This is a genomic window from Ruegeria sp. BB10 (assembly GCF_056535725.1).
In genome coordinates, this window is sequence record NZ_JBQFIW010000001.1 from 2,397,107 (window position 1) to 2,411,636 (window position 14,530).

Annotated in this window: 15 protein-coding genes; 7 read left to right on the forward strand and 8 right to left on the reverse strand. The window is 60.9% G+C overall.

Going from position 1 to position 14,530, the window contains the following annotated elements; translation table 11 throughout:
- The first annotated feature begins 11 nt into the window (after window positions 1-11).
- Genes ACR3EP_RS12400 through ACR3EP_RS12410 form a run of 3 tightly spaced genes read left to right on the forward strand, consistent with a single transcriptional unit; the run spans window position 12 to window position 4,449 of the window.
- Entirely contained in the window at window positions 12-2,831 is a 2,820-nt protein-coding gene (locus ACR3EP_RS12400) for a molybdopterin oxidoreductase family protein (protein ID WP_480638066.1), read from the forward strand.
- Window positions 2,828-3,577, forward strand: a complete 750-nt coding sequence (locus ACR3EP_RS12405) for a 4Fe-4S dicluster domain-containing protein (RefSeq protein WP_170362313.1) — start codon at window positions 2,828-2,830, stop codon at window positions 3,575-3,577. The genes ACR3EP_RS12400 and ACR3EP_RS12405 overlap by 4 nt, the downstream gene beginning before the upstream one ends.
- A complete protein-coding gene (locus ACR3EP_RS12410) occupies window positions 3,577-4,449 on the forward strand; it encodes a dimethyl sulfoxide reductase anchor subunit family protein (protein WP_170351011.1) in 873 nt (290 codons plus the stop codon). Before ACR3EP_RS12405 ends, ACR3EP_RS12410 begins: the two co-directional genes overlap by 1 nt.
- A 100-nt stretch (window positions 4,450-4,549) precedes the next feature.
- Here the strand turns inward: ACR3EP_RS12410 and dapA are convergent, their stop codons facing one another.
- The gene (dapA, locus tag ACR3EP_RS12415) at window positions 4,550-5,422 is read right to left on the reverse strand and encodes a 4-hydroxy-tetrahydrodipicolinate synthase (RefSeq protein WP_480638068.1); all 873 of its coding nucleotides are present in this window, start codon (window positions 5,420-5,422) and stop codon (window positions 4,550-4,552) included.
- Between the two features lie 134 nt (window positions 5,423-5,556).
- On the opposite strand from dapA, the gene ACR3EP_RS12420 reads away from it, so the two are divergent.
- Window positions 5,557-7,521: a lytic transglycosylase domain-containing protein gene (locus ACR3EP_RS12420; RefSeq protein WP_480638070.1), complete on the forward strand. Its 1,965-nt coding sequence runs from the start codon at window positions 5,557-5,559 to the stop codon at window positions 7,519-7,521.
- Here the strand turns inward: ACR3EP_RS12420 and ACR3EP_RS12425 are convergent.
- A complete protein-coding gene (locus ACR3EP_RS12425) occupies window positions 7,495-8,364 on the reverse strand; it encodes a DMT family transporter (protein ID WP_170362317.1) in 870 nt (289 codons plus the stop codon). The two genes, ACR3EP_RS12420 and ACR3EP_RS12425, sit on opposite strands and share 27 nt — an antisense overlap.
- Entirely contained in the window at window positions 8,361-9,026 is a 666-nt protein-coding gene (gene mnmC2 / locus ACR3EP_RS12430; protein WP_480638071.1) for a tRNA (5-methylaminomethyl-2-thiouridine)(34)-methyltransferase MnmC2, read from the reverse strand. The genes ACR3EP_RS12425 and mnmC2 overlap by 4 nt, the downstream gene beginning before the upstream one ends.
- Window positions 9,027-9,075: 49 nt before the next feature.
- Here mnmC2 and ACR3EP_RS12435 point away from each other — a divergent pair, with 49 nt between their 5' ends.
- On the forward strand, window positions 9,076-10,116 hold the full coding sequence (locus ACR3EP_RS12435) for an NAD(P)/FAD-dependent oxidoreductase (protein WP_480638073.1): 1,041 nt from the start codon (window positions 9,076-9,078) through the stop codon (window positions 10,114-10,116).
- Here the strand turns inward: ACR3EP_RS12435 and ACR3EP_RS12440 are convergent.
- The 4 genes from ACR3EP_RS12440 to ACR3EP_RS12455 all read right to left on the reverse strand — a co-directional run bounded on the left by ACR3EP_RS12440 (window position 10,108) and on the right by ACR3EP_RS12455 (window position 13,083).
- Window positions 10,108-10,905 carry an HTD2 family dehydratase gene (locus tag ACR3EP_RS12440; protein WP_480638074.1) on the reverse strand — a complete coding sequence of 266 codons (798 nt, stop codon included), beginning with the start codon at window positions 10,903-10,905 and terminating at the stop codon, window positions 10,108-10,110. The genes ACR3EP_RS12435 and ACR3EP_RS12440 overlap by 9 nt on opposite strands.
- A 38-nt stretch (window positions 10,906-10,943) precedes the next feature.
- Window positions 10,944-11,486: an NADPH-dependent FMN reductase gene (locus tag ACR3EP_RS12445; RefSeq protein WP_170506695.1), complete on the reverse strand. Its 543-nt coding sequence runs from the start codon at window positions 11,484-11,486 to the stop codon at window positions 10,944-10,946.
- Between the two features lie 114 nt (window positions 11,487-11,600).
- A complete protein-coding gene (locus ACR3EP_RS12450) occupies window positions 11,601-12,272 on the reverse strand; it encodes a YiaD family glycine zipper/OmpA-like lipoprotein (protein WP_170351018.1) in 672 nt (223 codons plus the stop codon).
- A gap of 118 nt (window positions 12,273-12,390) precedes the next feature.
- Window positions 12,391-13,083 carry a helix-turn-helix transcriptional regulator gene (locus tag ACR3EP_RS12455; protein WP_170351019.1) on the reverse strand — a complete coding sequence of 231 codons (693 nt, stop codon included), beginning with the start codon at window positions 13,081-13,083 and terminating at the stop codon, window positions 12,391-12,393.
- Window positions 13,084-13,185: 102 nt separating this feature from the next.
- On the opposite strand from ACR3EP_RS12455, the gene ACR3EP_RS12460 reads away from it, so the two are divergent.
- Window positions 13,186-13,371: a hypothetical protein gene (locus tag ACR3EP_RS12460; protein WP_480638077.1), complete on the forward strand. Its 186-nt coding sequence runs from the start codon at window positions 13,186-13,188 to the stop codon at window positions 13,369-13,371.
- 2 nt (window positions 13,372-13,373) lie between these two features.
- Here the strand turns inward: ACR3EP_RS12460 and ACR3EP_RS12465 are convergent, their stop codons facing one another.
- A complete protein-coding gene (locus tag ACR3EP_RS12465; protein ID WP_170362323.1) occupies window positions 13,374-14,021 on the reverse strand; it encodes an RluA family pseudouridine synthase in 648 nt (215 codons plus the stop codon).
- 97 nt (window positions 14,022-14,118) lie between these two features.
- Between ACR3EP_RS12465 and ACR3EP_RS12470 the strand changes: the two genes are divergently transcribed.
- Window positions 14,119-14,529, forward strand: a complete 411-nt coding sequence (locus tag ACR3EP_RS12470; protein ID WP_170398292.1) for a nuclear transport factor 2 family protein — start codon at window positions 14,119-14,121, stop codon at window positions 14,527-14,529.
- Window position 14,530: the final 1 nt, after the last annotated feature.

Below are 14,530 nucleotides of genomic sequence, written 5' to 3' on the forward strand. Positions count from 1 at the left end.
AAGGACGCCAGATGACCATCCAGCAACCGAAGATAGACACCAGCCCTAAAGTCTCGGACGAGGTTCGGCGCACCACCTGTTACATGTGTGCCTGCCGCTGCGGCATCAACGTTCATATGAAAGACGGCAAGGTCGCCTATATCGAAGGCAACCGCGATCACCCGGTGAACAAGGGCGTTCTGTGCGCCAAGGGATCGGCGGGGATCATGCAGGTCAACGCGCCGTCGCGGCTGCGCAAGCCGCTGCGCCGGGTTGGTCCGCGCGGCTCGGGTGAGTTTCGCGAGATCGAATGGGACGAAGCGATCAGCACTGCCGTTGGCTGGCTGAACGAGCTGCACGAAACCGCGCCGCAGAAACTGGCCTTCTTTACCGGTCGCGACCAAAGCCAAAGCTTCACCAGCTTCTGGGCGCAGAATTTCGGCACCCCCAACTATGCGGCCCATGGCGGGTTCTGTTCCGTCAACATGGCGGCGGGTGGCATCTACACCATGGGTGGCGCGTTCTGGGAATTCGGTCAGCCCGACTGGGATCACACCAAGCTGTTCATTCTGTTCGGCGTGGCCGAGGACCATGACAGCAACCCGATCAAGATGGGCATCGGCAAGATCAAAAAGCGCGGCGCGCGGGTGATCGGGGTGAACCCGATCCGCTCGGGCTATAACGCTGTCGCCGATGACTGGGTCGGGATCACGCCGGGCACCGACGGGCTGTTCATCCTGTCGCTGATCCACGTGCTGATGAAGGCGGGCAAGATCGACCTTGATTACCTCAGCCGTTACACCAACGCGCCGGTTCTGGTGAATGCCGCCGAAGGCCCCGAGAAAGGCCTGTTCCTGCGCGACGCCGATGGAAAACCGCTGGTGATCGACCGCACCACAGGCGAGCTGACCGCCTTTGACAAGCCGGGTGTGCGCCCTGACCTGTCGGCGACCTACGAAAAAGATGGCGTCACCCACCGCCCGGTCTTCCACCTGATGGCGGACAAATACCTCAGCGACGACAACGCGCCCGAGGCCGTGGCCGAGCGCTGTGGCATCCCGGCGCAACGCATCCGCGCCATCGCGGCCGAAATCGCCCGTGTTGCCTTTGACGAAGCGATCGAGCTGGACCACGAATGGACCGATTTCCGGGGTGAGAAGCACTCCAAGATGATCGGTCGTCCGGTCAGCTTCCATTCGATGCGCGGGGTGTCGGCCCATGCAAATGGGTTCCAGACCTGCCGCGCGCTGCACGTGCTGCAAATCCTGCTGGGCACTGTCGAAGTGCCCGGAGGTTTCCGTTTCAAACCGCCCTATCCCAAACCGGTCGAGGCGCACCCGACACCGCATGGCGACCGCCGTCCGGGCCGACCGCTGAACGGGCCGCATCTGGGCTTTCCACGCGGTCCCGACGATCTGCTGCTGGACGATGACGGCAGCCCCATTCGCATCGACAAGGCGTTCACCTGGGAAAACCCGATGTCGGCCCACGGGCTGATGCATATGGTGATTTCAAACGCTGCTGCGGGTGATCCCTACAAGATCGACACGCTGTTTATGTACATGGCAAACATGTCGTGGAACTCGTCCATGAACACCAAAGGCGTGATGGAAATGCTGACCGCCAAAGATGATGACGGAAATTACGTCATTCCGAACATCATCTATTCCGATGCCTATTCCTCGGAAATGGTGGCCTATGCCGATCTGGTCTTGCCCGACACTACTTATCTGGAACGGCACGACTGTATTTCGCTGCTGGACCGCCCGATCTGCGAGGCTGATGCCGCCGCCGATGCGATCCGCTGGCCGGTGATCGAACCCGATCGCGACGTCCGCGGTTTCCAGTCGGTGTTGATCGAACTGGCCAACCGTATGAACCTGCCCGGCTTCACCAACGAAGATGGCAGCGCCAAGTGGAAGGACTATGCCGACTACATCGTCAACCACGAACGCCGCCCGGGCATTGGCCCGCTGGCCGGTTTCCGTGGCCCAGATGGCGACAAGGAAGGGCGTGGTGAGGTCAACCCGGAACAATTGAACCGCTATATCGACAACGGCGGCTTCTATGTCGCGCATATTCCCGAAGGTGCGGATTACTACAAACCTTGGAATACGGCCTATCAGGACTGGGCCGTTGGCATGGGGATCTATGACAGCCCGCAGCCTTACCTGTTCCAACTGTATTCGGAACCAATGCGCAAATTCCAACTGGCGGCCGAAGGCCATGGTGAGAGGCAACCGCCCGAGCATCTGCGCCAGCGCATCAAAGACACGATGGACCCGCTGCCGATCTGGTACGAGACCGATCAACAGGGCAACGAAGGCTTCACGGTCAACGCCCTGACCCAACGCCCGATGGCAATGTACCATAGCTGGGGCACCCAGAACGCCTGGCTGCGCCAGTTGCATGGGCGCAACCCGCTTTATGTCCCAACCAAACTGATGCGCGAGCACGGGCTGCAGGATGGTGACTGGGCCAAGGTCAGCTCGCCGCACGGCGCCATCACAGTGCCGGTCATGGAAATGGCGGCGCTGAACGACAACACCGTCTGGACCTGGAACGCCATCGGCAAGCGCAAAGGGGCCTGGGCCCTGCAAGAGGACGCGCCCGAGGCCACCAAGGGCTTCCTGCTGAACCATCTGATTCACGAGCTAATGCCGCCGAAAGGCGATGGCATGCGGTGGGCCAACTCCGACCCCATTACCGGTCAGGCCGCCTGGTTCGACCTGAAGGTCAAAATCGAAAAAGCCGAAGCCCCGGGTGACGCCGAAAGCCAACCGGAATTCGATCCTATAAAATCGCCGGTGGGAACCGGCCCGAAAGATCTGGCGTGGAAGGTAGGCAAATGACCCAACTCCCCCAATCCACCGAACGTAAGATGGGTCTGGTTATCGACCTGGACACCTGCGTTGGCTGCCATGCCTGCGTGATTTCCTGCAAAGGCTGGAACACCGAAAACTATGGCGCGCCGCTGTCGGATCAGGATGCCTATGGCGCCAACCCGTCGGGCACCTTCCTGAACCGCGTGCATTCCTACGAAGTGACACCGGATGAGGGTCACGCACAGCTGATCCATTTCCCCAAATCCTGCCTGCATTGCGAAGACGCGCCCTGCGTCACCGTGTGCCCCACCGGGGCCAGCTATAAGCGGGTCGAGGATGGCATCGTTCTGGTCAATGAAAGCGACTGCATCGGCTGTGGCCTATGCGCGTGGTCCTGCCCCTATGGCGCGCGCGAGCTGGATCAGGCGGAAGGTGTGATGAAGAAATGCACCCTGTGCGTTGATCGCATCTACAACGAGAACCTGCCCGAGGTGGATCGTGTCCCCTCTTGCGTGCGCACTTGCCCCGCCGGGGCCCGGCATTTCGGTGATCTTGGCGATCCTGACAGCGACGTCAGCAAACTGGTGGCTGAGCGTGAGGGCATGGACCTGATGCCGGAAATGGGCACCAAACCCGTCAACAAATACCTTCCACCCCGGCCCAAGGATCAGATCGAGGATCAGATCGACATTCTGGCCCCGCTGCTGGCCCCGGTCGCCGAAGAACCCAAAGGATTCCTTGGCTGGCTCGACAAAACTCTGGAGAAGCTCTGATGCATCCCGCACCTTCCGTCATCGTCTTCACCACCCTCTCGGGCCTGGGTTTTGGCCTGCTGTTTTTCCTCGGCCTCGGCTTGCCCGTCGTCACCGGCTGGGTCGCCTTTGCGCTTTTTGCCATCGGCTTTGGTCTTTCCGTCGGCGGCTTGCTGGCCTCGACCTTCCACCTGGGCCACCCGGAACGCGCGATGAAGGCCTTCACGCAATGGCGGTCAAGCTGGCTCAGCCGTGAAGGCTGGTGCGCAGTCATCGCCCTTATCCTGATGGGGCTTTACGCCATCGGCGCGGTGTTTTTTGGGCAGCGCTGGGGCGCTCTGGGCGTTCTCGGTTCCTTGTTCTCACTGGCAACAGTGTTCACGACATCGATGATCTATACCCAGCTCAAGACCATCCCGCGCTGGAACATGAAGCTGACACCCGCCATGTTCCTCAGCTTCAGCCTTGCGGGCGGGGCGCTTCTGTCCGGGCAACTTGCTTGGGCGATGCCGTTGTTGTTGATCGCCGGCGCGGTGCAACTGATGTACTGGCGGCAAGGGGACAAGGCCTTTGTCCAATCCGGCACTGATCTGGGCACCGCTACAGGCCTGGGCGGGCGCGGTTCGGTTCGGGCGTTTGAACCACCCCATACCGGCACCAACTATCTGCTGCGCGAGTTCGTCCACGTGGTCGGGCGCAAACACGCCGAAAAGCTGCGGATCATCTCGTTCACGTTGGCCATTTTCGTACCGCTGATCCTGTTGATGCTGCCATTCCATCACATACTGGCATTGCTCGCCGTCCTATCCCATCTGACCGGCGTTGCAATTTCCCGATGGCTATTCTTTGCACAGGCCGAACACGTCGTTGGACTGTACTACGGAAAACGATAATAAAAGGGGGCTCTCAGCCCCCTTCTTTTTTGACCTGACAGGCCAATCCATCTTTTCCAAGGGATTGCCAACCGGGTGAAAACATCCGGCTAGGCCGGGCTCAAATCAGACCGGCATGGGCCATTGCGGCATCAATGGCGACCTTGGTGCTGTTTTCCAGCGGTGTCAGAGGCGAGCGGACCTCGTCACTGCACAGACCCAGTTTGCTAAGCGCGTATTTTGCCCCGACCAGACCCGGCTCGAGGAAAATCGCCTCGTGCAGGGGCATCAGGCGATCCTGATATTCCAGCGCCTTGGCAAAATCGCCTGCCAACGTCGCCTGCTGGAACTCGGCGCAAAGCTTCGGTGCGACATTCGCGGTCACCGAGATGCAGCCAACACCGCCATGCGCGTTAAAGCCCAGCGCGGTCGCGTCTTCGCCGGACAGCTGACAGAACGCGGGCCCACAGGCCGCACGCTGCTGGCTGACGCGTGCCAGATCACCAGTGGCGTCCTTGACGCCCACGATGCGCGGCAGTTCAGCCAGTTCACCCATGGTTGCCGGGGTCATGTCGACGACCGACCGACCGGGGATGTTGTAGATGATGATCGGAATATCGGCGCAATCATGCAGCGCACGGAAATGTGCCACCAGACCCTTTTGGGTCGGCTTGTTGTAATACGGCGTCACCACCAGTGCTGCATCGGCGCCGATCCGTTCTGCGAATCGCACAAAGCGGATTGCCTCAACCGTGTTATTCGACCCCGCCCCGGCGATAACCGGAACACGACCGGCGGCCGCTTTGACCACCTCTTCCACAACGGTTTCATGCTCTTCATGACTAAGGGTCGGGCTTTCACCGGTGGTGCCCACAGGAACCAGCCCGGTCGAGCCTTCCTGAATCTGCCATTCCACCAAGTGTTTGAGCGTCTTCAGGTCCAACTCGCCGTTTGAAAACGGTGTGACGAGGGCTGGCATTGAGCCTTTGAACATGACACGCTCCTTAGTGTGCAGTTTGTGTTTTTTGTGCCCAAGGATCGTCACAATCATGGCGATGTGAGTTGATACCGTCGGCACAAGGTTTATCCTGAATGGCTCTATCCTTGGTTGGTTGGGAAATGCAAGGCATGACACGCGTTCTAGCGCTTTTGATAGCAATGATTCTTGGGTCAATGGGGCAAGCGCAGGCCGACTCGGTCGGTGATCTGCGGGCCGGGATGAACGAAATGCGTAAGGGCGACTGGAATGCCGCCCTGCGGGTTTCGGGCAATCGGGGGTCGGTCAGCCGCGATATCATTGTCTGGCACTGGCTGCGCGAAGGCTATGGCAGCTCTGGCGATGTGCTGGTGTTTCTGGAACGCCGACCGGATTGGCCGGGTCTGGCCTGGCTGCGGCGCAAAAGCGAGCCGGTCTTTACCGGTGCTGATCCCGATCGGGTCTTGAAATTCTACGCCGACGTACCGCCGCAAACCGCCGAAGGGGCGCTGAACTATGCTGTCGCCTTGATGGCCAAGGGGCGCGAAGGTGATGCCGAGGCTGACATTGTAGCTGCATGGCGCACCATGCCGATGGGTAAGGGTCTGCAGAAGAATTACCTTGAGAATTTCAGCAAGCTGCTGAAACCCCACCACGCGGCGCGGCTGGACCGGATGCTGTGGGACAACCATCTGGTCAGCGCGGGGCAGATGCTGCCCTTGGTCAGTGCCGATCAGCGCAAGCTGGCCGAAGCGCGGATTGCCTTGCAAAAACGCCAACCCGGTGTCGATGGCAAGGTTGCAGCCGTTCCAAAATCCCTGGCCGACGCGCCTGGGTTGGCCTTTGACCGTTTTGTCTGGCGCGACCGGAAAGAGCTGGACGACAGCGCAATTGACCTGATGTTGGCACGCTCGACCGGGCCTGAGGCGCTGGGTGAACCTGACAAATGGGCCGAGGGCCGCCGCCGTCTGGCCCGGCTTGAGATGCGCAATGGCGACGTGAATCGCGCCTATCAGATCGCTGCGAACCATCACATGACGCCGGAAATGGGCTATGCCTATGCCGATCTGGAATGGCTGGCGGGGTTCTTGGCCCTGCGCAAGCTGAACGATCCGGCCACGGCCGTGCGGCATTTCCAGAACTTTTCAGGCGCGGTGCAGTCTCCGATCTCGAAAGGGCGCGGCGGATACTGGCTGGGCCGGGCCTATAGCGCGCAAGGCGATGCCGACAAAGCCTATGAAGCTTATGCGATGGGCGCGGATTACCAGACGTCGTTCTATGGCCTGTTGGCGGCTGAACGCATTGGACGACCGTTTGACAGCGAATTGGCCAACCCTCGCCGCGCGCCGCATTGGAAACAGGCCGAGTTTGCCGACTCCAGCGTGTTGGAAGCCGGGCTGCTGCTGTTGCGTGCGGGCGAAGACAACCTGTCCGAACGCTTCCTAACCCATCTGGTAGAAGAACTGGATCAGGTGCAGGCGACGCAATTGGGCGATCTGGTGATCGAACTCAAAGAGCCGCATCTGGCGGTGATGATCGCCAAACGGGCGGCGAAAACGGGCGTTGTTCTGCCCGCCGCCTATTACCCGGTGCATCCGGTGGCCGATATGGGCCTGCCCATGGCGAAAGAGATGACCTTGGCCATCGCCCGTCGCGAAAGCGAGTTCGATCCGGTTGTGATCAGCGGCGCGGGCGCGCGCGGGCTGATGCAGGTGATGCCGGCCACGGCGCAACTGGTAGCTAAGGAGCTGGGAATTCTCAGCGGTCACAAGACAATCAAGCTGACCTCGGACTGGCAATACAACGCCAAGCTGGGCGCCAATTACCTGTCCGGGCTGGCAGAGGATTTCAACGGCAATGTGGTGATGATGGCCGCAGGCTATAATGCCGGGCCGCGCCGTCCGATATCGTGGATGGATCGATATGGCGATCCCCGCGCCGGTGAGATTGACGTGGTCGACTGGATCGAGACGATCCCGTTCAGCGAGACGCGCAACTACGTGATGCGTGTGGCCGAAAGCCTGCCGGTCTATCGCGCGCGCCTGGGTCAGCCCGCTCTGCCGATCCCCTTCTCGCAGGAATTGGTCGGCTCAACCCTGGCGGCGTTCGCGCCATAGGGTGAAAAGACCAGCTGCCACGACCAGAGCTGCGCCCAGAACGACCTCTGGCCGCAGCGCCTCGCCAAAGACCGTGATGCCCAAAATCGTACCCCAGACCAGGTGGAAATAGGCAAAGGGCTGCACCGCGCTGGCCTCGGCCATCTCATAGCATTTGATCAGCAGCCAGTGGCCTAACACGCCGCTGACACACAACACCGCCATCCAGACCCAGTCCGGGCGGGCCATCGGTTCCCAGAACCACATTCCCACCGAAGTCATCGCAACAGCACCCGCAATTCCAGTCCAGAAAAAGCTGGTGGCCGCACTGTCCTTACGGGCAGCGAACCGGGTCAGTAGACCATAGAGTGCAAACATCAGCGCGGATATGAGCGGAACGATGGCCCACGGATTGAACACCCCGACCCCGGGCTGCAGGATGATCAGAACTCCAATGCAACCGACACCAATAGCGGACCAGCGTCTCCAACCTACTTTCTCACCAAGCACAGGACCGCTTAACGCTGCGACCAACAATGGATAACAGATAAACACAGCCATCGTGTCGATCAGGCCAAGAACGGTGAACGCAAACACGGCCACGCAAATCTCTGCCGCCAGCAAGACGCCACGAAACACCTGTAGCCCCAGCTGGCTCGTCTGCGCTGCGGCCCGTAACCCGCCCGGCGCGCGCGCTGCCAGCGCAATGACAAACGCGGCGAAGAACCAGTAGCGGATCATCACAACCATGTAGGTGTTGTAGGTCCCGGCCAGATGGCGCGAGATACCGTCCTGCAAGGCAAACACGATGGTGGCCGCGATCATCAGGCCAATTCCGGCCCGCACGTTATTCTGCTGCGTCATGGCTTGCGCGCCCGGGTCATATGACGCTTGCGGCCATAGCCGGGGGTTCGGGCGACGGTAAAGCCCGCCTCTTCCAGCCCGCGCCGCACAAATCCGGCGGCAGTGTAGGTGGCTGCCGTGCCCTCGGCTGCCGTATGATCCGCCACCTGCTGCATCAGATCAGCCCCCCACAATTCAGGGTTCTTTGCCGGGGAAAACCCGTCCAGAAACCATGCATCTGCCCGACCAGCCCAGTCAGGCAATGTCTGACGAGCGTCGCCCTCGATCACTTCAAGGCGCAGGGTCCCCAGATCGCACCCGCCACTCTGCCACTGCGCCAGAAAACGGTCGCTCCACGGTGTCAATTCGGGGAACGATGCCATTGCGCGGGACATGTCCTCGGGCGTCATCGGAAAGGCTTCGAAACTGGTGAAGGTCAGGGGCGTGGTTTGGCCAGATTTCTCCCATTCGGACCACACAGTCAGCATGTTTAGACCCGTGCCAAAACCTAGCTCGGCGATACGAAACCCCGGCGCAAATCGCGCGGGCAGATCATTACCCGCCAGAAAGACATGCCGCGTTTCCTCCAACCCGTTCTGCAGCGAATAATAAGGATCGTCGAAACGGCCCGAGACCGGGATCTGATCCTCGGTCCATGTCAGTTCGGCGCGCTGGTCTGCCATCGGGGAATCCTGTAGCTAAGCGGCGCGACACTGAACAAGGATAAGGGGAATGGCAATGGTCGATGTAACGGTGCGTGGCGCGGGCATCTTTGGCCTGTCCATTGCCTGGACCTGCGCCCGGCGCGGCGCCAAGGTGCAGGTTGTCGATCCGTTCGGTCCCGGATCAGGCTCCAGCGGTGGTTTGGTCGGCGCGTTGGCCCCGCATGTGCCCGAAAACTGGAACGCCAAGAAGGCCTTTCAATTCGACAGCCTGATCCTGGCCGAACCCTTCTGGAAACAGGTCGAAGCCACCGGCGGGGCTTCCGCCGGGTATGCGCGTCTGGGCCGGTTGCAGCCCGTCACTGACGCCCGCACCTTGGAGCTTGCCCATGCCCGCGCGGCTACGGCGGACAAGCTGTGGCAGGGTCACGCCGAATGGCGTGTTGTTGCGACTGATACGCTTGGGTCATGGTGCCCACCCAGCCCAACCGGTTTCGTGATCCACGATACGCTAAGTGCCCGGATGCACCCCCGCCGCGCCTGCGCTGCGCTGGTTTCTGCGCTTGCGGTGATGGGTGTCGAGGTGGTGACAGACGCGCCGAACAAGGGGCAGGTTGTCCATGCCACTGGTCTGGCCGGATTACTGGAACTTAGCCAAGCCTTCGGCAAAACCGTCGGCAATGGCGTCAAGGGACAGGCTGCGCTGTTGCGGTTCGATGCTGGGGAAGTGCCACAGCTGTTTGCGGATGCGATCCATATCGTCCCCCATGCGGATGGCACACTGGCGATCGGCTCGACCTCGGAACGCGAATATGATGACCCGGCCAGTACGGATGCCGCGCTGGATGATGTGCTGGACCGCGCCACCCGCGCGGTGCCTGTATTGCATGGGGCAGAGGTCATCGACCGCTGGGCCGGTGTGCGCCCCCGCAGCAAAAGTCGTGCACCGATGATGGGGGAACACCCGCTACATCAGGGGCAGTTCATCGCCAATGGAGGCTTCAAGATCGGCTTTGGCATGGCACCCAAAGTGGCCGAGGCCATGGCCGATCTGGTTCTGGACGGACGCGATAACATCCCCGACGATTTCCTGCCCGAAGCCTCACTCTGACCGGGCAACAGCTTCGGCGATCATACATTGCCGCCCATCGGGGCCGCTCACCCACAGCGTTTGCCCTTCCCGGCACAAGGTCGCGGTTTCAAATTGCATCAACGGCGCGGTTGCGCGGAATGAGAACCGTGCCAAAGGCCCCATCAATTCTTCGGCAAACAACATCAGCAACTGCGCCAGCAACGGGCCATGCACGACCAGCCCGGCATAACCTTCGACATCGCGGGCATAATCCAGATCGTAATGGATACGGTGGCCATTGAAGGTCAGCGCCGAATAGCGAAACAGCAAGGTGGAATCGAACGTGACCTCGTGTCGGTCGGTTTCATCGGTGCGCGCCGTGGGTGGGGCGGGCTTGACCTGATCTGGCGAAGGGTCCTGACGGTACACCAGATCCTGCCATTCGGTCAGACAATGGGTATCCCCCTGCCAGATTTCATGCCGCAAAGTGACAAAACCGAGCGGCCCGCTGCGCCCGTCTTTCGAGGTTGCACTGTCGCAGGTCGACCGACGTTTGGCACTACGGCCCGCAATCAATGGCGCATTAAAATCCAATCGCCCTCCGGCCCACATACGGCGCGGCAGTCCCATGTCGGGGATCAGCCCGCCAACCTTGGGGTGACCATCACGGCCCAATTGGGACGGCGGGCGCGGCAACCAGAAATAGAGCTGATGGAAAAACGGCGGCAGCGGCGTTCCGTCGGTCACCGTCCCCTCCTGCCCCAGCGCCACCTGAAACGCGGCGGCGCGGGCCGGGTCAATCACATCGGTCTGAATTTCCTCTGCCATGGCCGCAGATTAGGCAGCCTGACCTGTGTGAACAAGCGTTAGAACCCCGCCTCGGCCCGCAGCTTCTCCATCAGGGTCCGCAAGCTGCTTTCATAGCGGTCGCTGGTCAGTTTTCCATTCTCATCAAACTCGTTTGAACTGTTGGCCAGATGAATCTCCGGCCCTTGCAGGATGCGCGGCTGGAACGGCACCATATAGCCACGCAACACCATCTGCGCGCGCTCACCCCCGGCACGACCCGCCGCCGCAGACATCACGGCGACCGGCTTGTCAGCCCAGGGGCGGCCCTCGGTTCGGCTGACCCAGTCCAACGCGTTTTTCAGCACGCCTGACGGGCCTTTGTTGTATTCGGGTGTGGAAATGATCACCGCATGCGCCTGCGCGATCTGATCGGCCAGAGTTTGAACAGGCGCGGGAATGCCTTCACCATCCTCCAGATCGCCATCATAGAGCGGCAGGTTCAGGTCGGCTTCGATATGGGTGCCGGGGTCGAACAGCCGCGCCGCCTCGCGTAGAAGTTTGCGGTTGGTGGCGCTTTGACGCAGCGAACCGGACAGGCTCAGAAGGATTGGTGCGGACATTGGGGAACTCCGGTTTGGGTTTCCCAATAGCTAGCCCAAAGCACGCGCGCACCAAAGCCCATGTGACGCGCAGTCAATGTGCGAAAAAGGGGCACCTGCAGGTGCCCCGTTTCGTCAGGTTTGGCCGCTGGGGACAATCTCGATATCAACCCGGCGGTTGCGGGCCTTGCCTTCGGGCGTCAGGTTCGACGCAGCGGGGCGGTTTTCCCCCAGCCCGATAGTCGTGAGACGGGCGCTGCTCACCCCATTGGCCTGCAGAATATCTGCCACGGACCGTGCACGGCGTTCGGACAGGGCCTGATTATAGGACGCCTCGCCATCGCTGTCGGTATGGCCGATGACCTGAATGTTCGAGTTCGGATACCGCGTCAGGTTCTGCCCTACCCGCACCAGATCGGCGCGCAGCGCCGGGCGCACGGTCGCGCTGTCAGTGTCAAAGCTGATATCATTCGGCACGGTGACGATCAGGCGATCTCCGGCATTGGTGACGGTGATGCCCTGATTGGCCAGCTGCTGACGCAGTTCCGCCGCCTGCTTGTCCAGTTGGTTGCCGACCAGACCACCACCTGCAGCACCGATAGCACCACCTGCCAGCGCGCCCAACAGCGGATCCGAGTCGTTTGCAATGGCGCCAACTCCGGCCCCGACCAGACCGCCCAGAATCGCACCTTGTCTGGTGTTCTGATTGGGGTCGGATGGCAGGTTCAGCGTGCCAGGGTCCGTACAGGCCGCCAAGACCAGAGCCGAGGATAGCCCGGCAGACAAAACAAATTTGGAAATCGTCATGATATCACCTTCTGCTCCGGCGCCCGTTCTTCGGGCGCGTATTGTTTGGCGCAGTATATCGCGTTGCCCGCAGGTAGGCTCAAGCAACAATCAAGTGAAATCGGCAAATACCTGCCACTTACGACGTACCTGTGGGGACATCCCAGTGATTCTGTTCCTGCCAGATCGCGCGCAACGGCTCACCCTGCCCGCAAAAGTGATCGTCAATCAACTCGCAGGCCCAGATACGGTCGGTACGGAAGTGGCGGAACCCGTTCCGCAACTCGCACCACGCGGCCAGCATGGTGCATTCGATATGATAGATCAGCGCAACGGGCCGGACGATCCGTTCGGTCCGATCTTCGTTGGCATTGACATAGGTGATGCGGATTTTGCGCTCGTTCCGTATGGCCTCGCGATAGTTCACAACCGGTACGCAACCCTTTTCAGGATCATCCATCGGCGCCCCCCATGGGGCAACCTGCAACCAGTCTGTCGGCACGCGCAACGCCTCGATCTTGCGGCACACACGGTCGGCGGCCTGCTGCAGCGTGCTATCCCCGGTCCGTGCCAGCATCGACAGGCCGACCCACAAGGCCTCGACCTCTTCGGCATCGAAATTCAGCGGTGGCAGGTCATAGCCGCGTCGCATCAGATAGCCGACACCAGCCTCTCCCTCGATCGGGGTGCGTTGCGCCTGAAGGGCCGCAATGTCTCGATAGACGGTGCGCGCGGACACCTCCAGCTTTTCTGCCAACATCTCGGCCGTCACCGGCGTTTCGGCTGAACGCAAAATCTGGATGATTTCAAACAGGCGTGTCGAACGGCGCATGGGGGTCTCCGATTGATCTGCTGACACACTAGCACACCCCCCTGACAGGGTGGTGTCAGGAGTGATGGGCCAGACTTGGGATCAGTTGAAAGGAGAATTCCCATGCCAAGCCGCGACAATCACGTGATGATGACCCTGAAATTGGACCGCTGGGCACAGGATCACACCCTGCGTGCCTTTGAGATCGAACGCGAAATCATGGCCGCTCGCCGACCTTGCGTCCCTAAGAAACGAGCGAAGCGGTTTTCACTGGGCAATCTGAAACTGATTTGGACCAGCACGGCTTAGGATCAGAAATCCGCCTTGGCGCGAAACTTCATTGCAACCCCGCCTTCGGGGCTTTTCAGGCGTAGCTCTTCGGAATGCAGCATCAGGCGCGGGAATTGCCGCGCCGCACCTTCGGCATAGAACGGGTCACCCAGGATCGGGTGACCCAGCGCCTGCATATGTACCCGAAGTTGGTGCGACCGACCGGTCTTTGGAAACAACCGCATGCGGGTTGTTTCGCCTTCATGCTTGACCACGCGCCAGTCGGTGACGGCCGCTTTGCCGGTCTCATGACACACCATCTGAAGCGGGCGGTTGGGCCAGTCCACGATCAGCGGCAGATCGACGGTTCCGGTCTTGTCCTCGACCCGCCCCCAGACGCGCGCCACATAGGTCTTGCGGGTCTGACGATTTTCGAACTGCATGCTCAGATGCCGCTGAGCGTGGGGTGTCTGAGCAAAGACCATGACGCCGGAAGTGTCCCGATCCAGCCGATGCACCAACAGCGCTTGCGGAAACGTCGCCTGAACCCGCGTCAGCAAGCAATCGGCCAGATGCTCGCCCCGCCCCGGCACGGACAATAAGCCCGAGGGCTTGTTCACCACAATTAGCTGCGCATCCTCGTGCAACACGTCCAAGGGGGTCATCGGGGGATCATAGGTCTCGCTCATGCGCGTCTGCCTATCGCAGCGCGCGACCTCCCGCAACGTCGCGCTTGCCTGAACGGAACGGTTCAGCAACTCTCGCTCCAATACGGAAGGAGAGACCATGCACCCCACGATCAAACACATGCAAGAAGTGGTGGCCAAGGGCGATGAAAGCCTGATCCACGAGTTGCTGGCCGAGGATGTGCGGTTTTCACCGCCCACCTATTACAGCACCTGGACAGGGCGCGCACCGGTGGCGGCGGTACTGGGGCACGTGGGGCAAGTGTTCTCGGACTTCCGCTATCGCCGTGTGATGGGTGCGGGCAAGGATTGGGCGTTGGAGTTTCAGTGCAAGGTCGGTGACCTGGATGCGGTGGGTGTCGATCTGATCACCCTGAACGATGATGGGCTGATCCAGGAATTCGAGGTCGTCATGCGCCCCCACAAAACCATCGGTGCCCTGCGCGAGGCGATGATGGCGCGGATCATGACCGATGCGCGGTTCCTAGAATTCAAGAACGCGCTCAACTGAC

Bases quoted from the DNA above. Each gene is read 5' to 3' on its own strand.
- ACR3EP_RS12405 (WP_170362313.1), top strand. From the start codon at position 2,828: ATGACCCAACTCCCCCAATCCACCGAACGTAAGATGGGTCTGGTTATC.
- ACR3EP_RS12435 (WP_480638073.1), top strand. From the start codon at position 9,076: ATGGCAATGGTCGATGTAACGGTGCGTGGCGCGGGCATCTTTGGCCTG.
- ACR3EP_RS12440 (WP_480638074.1), bottom strand. From the start codon at position 10,905: ATGGCAGAGGAAATTCAGACCGATGTGATTGACCCGGCCCGCGCCGCC.
- dapA (WP_480638068.1), bottom strand. From the start codon at position 5,422: ATGTTCAAAGGCTCAATGCCAGCCCTCGTCACACCGTTTTCAAACGGC.
- ACR3EP_RS12410 (WP_170351011.1), top strand. From the start codon at position 3,577: ATGCATCCCGCACCTTCCGTCATCGTCTTCACCACCCTCTCGGGCCTG.
- ACR3EP_RS12460 (WP_480638077.1), top strand. From the start codon at position 13,186: ATGCCAAGCCGCGACAATCACGTGATGATGACCCTGAAATTGGACCGC.
- ACR3EP_RS12470 (WP_170398292.1), top strand. From the start codon at position 14,119: ATGCACCCCACGATCAAACACATGCAAGAAGTGGTGGCCAAGGGCGAT.
- ACR3EP_RS12445 (WP_170506695.1), bottom strand. From the start codon at position 11,486: ATGTCCGCACCAATCCTTCTGAGCCTGTCCGGTTCGCTGCGTCAAAGC.
- ACR3EP_RS12455 (WP_170351019.1), bottom strand. From the start codon at position 13,083: ATGCGCCGTTCGACACGCCTGTTTGAAATCATCCAGATTTTGCGTTCA.
- ACR3EP_RS12465 (WP_170362323.1), bottom strand. From the start codon at position 14,021: ATGAGCGAGACCTATGATCCCCCGATGACCCCCTTGGACGTGTTGCAC.
- ACR3EP_RS12420 (WP_480638070.1), top strand. From the start codon at position 5,557: ATGACACGCGTTCTAGCGCTTTTGATAGCAATGATTCTTGGGTCAATG.
- mnmC2 (WP_480638071.1), bottom strand. From the start codon at position 9,026: ATGGCAGACCAGCGCGCCGAACTGACATGGACCGAGGATCAGATCCCG.
- ACR3EP_RS12400 (WP_480638066.1), top strand. From the start codon at position 12: ATGACCATCCAGCAACCGAAGATAGACACCAGCCCTAAAGTCTCGGAC.
- ACR3EP_RS12425 (WP_170362317.1), bottom strand. From the start codon at position 8,364: ATGACGCAGCAGAATAACGTGCGGGCCGGAATTGGCCTGATGATCGCG.
- ACR3EP_RS12450 (WP_170351018.1), bottom strand. From the start codon at position 12,272: ATGACGATTTCCAAATTTGTTTTGTCTGCCGGGCTATCCTCGGCTCTG.